Below are 976 nucleotides of genomic sequence, written 5' to 3'. Positions count from 1 at the left end.
TTTGGGTGGAAAATCGGAAAATTAATACCCGATATTACGCTCTTCGCATCATATGCCCGCCGCTGATACTCATTATCTCCTTTTACATATTTCTGTGGCACATCTCCCCCTTTTGTCACGCTAAAGATACATCCATCCAGACTACGGCATATTTCGCTGGTTTTATTGTCGAGGGTCGCTATTATCTGGTAATATTCCATATCATCATCTATGTAGGCTTGCAGCTGCGATTGACTAAGCGCCTGTGCCCCCTCAGAATACAGCACCCTGTAGGCCTCATATTTTTTCCCAGTAAGATTACCGCTTTTGTCCCTTGCTCCAATGATTTTTTGGAGATCATCAGCAAACTTTTGCGGAGGTTGCCCGGTAATAAACATCTCGTTTAGCGACTGCCTGATCTTAAATCCAGTGTCCATATCTTGCCGCCATAATCTAGTTGATAAATCCGCCCCAAACACAGGGGTCATTATCACTTGTTCTATCGCGGATGTCGGTATCTTGGAAAATTCATACATAAAGCCCGTATATCTCTCTATCTCAAATTGACTTCTGTAATACTCCTGCGTGTATACATCCTTTACTACGTCTTGTATTAACTTCTCCTGTTCTTGATACAACCGCTGCAGTATGGTATCGCATTCTGCCTCTAACGCCTGCAGCCTTGTAATACGGGCCTTTCTGGATAGGTTGGCAACCTGTAAATCGTATGTCCCTATAGAATTTTTTGCTAGACGTTCATATTCTTTCAGACTTCCTTTAAATTCTCTTAGCTCTGCAAAGCTCAATTGCTTTTGAGCTTCCGCCAGACTCACCCCATTTTCAGACGCATGTTTGGCATAAAACGCATAAATCTCTTTTATGAGTTCTTTTTTGGCCTTTTCGAACGATTGAATAAGCTCTGGCACCGCGCCATTTACACTTGACTCCATTCTGCCTACCGCCATTTCGGCGCGTTTTTCCCAATAGGTCATTCTGT

At 43.1% G+C, this 976-nt stretch carries 1 protein-coding gene; it reads right to left on the bottom strand.

Annotated features, from left to right (window positions below; translation table 11 throughout):
• On the bottom strand, positions 1–929 hold a 929-nt coding region (locus H8705_RS13645; protein ID WP_262396324.1), incomplete at its 3' end, for a minor capsid protein.
• Positions 930–976: the final 47 nt, after the last annotated feature.

The sequence above is a fragment of the Youxingia wuxianensis genome, assembly GCF_014385085.1.
Taxonomy (GTDB): domain Bacteria; phylum Bacillota; class Clostridia; order Oscillospirales; family Ruminococcaceae; genus Youxingia; species Youxingia wuxianensis.
This window is presented reverse-complemented; position numbering and strand designations above follow the sequence as displayed.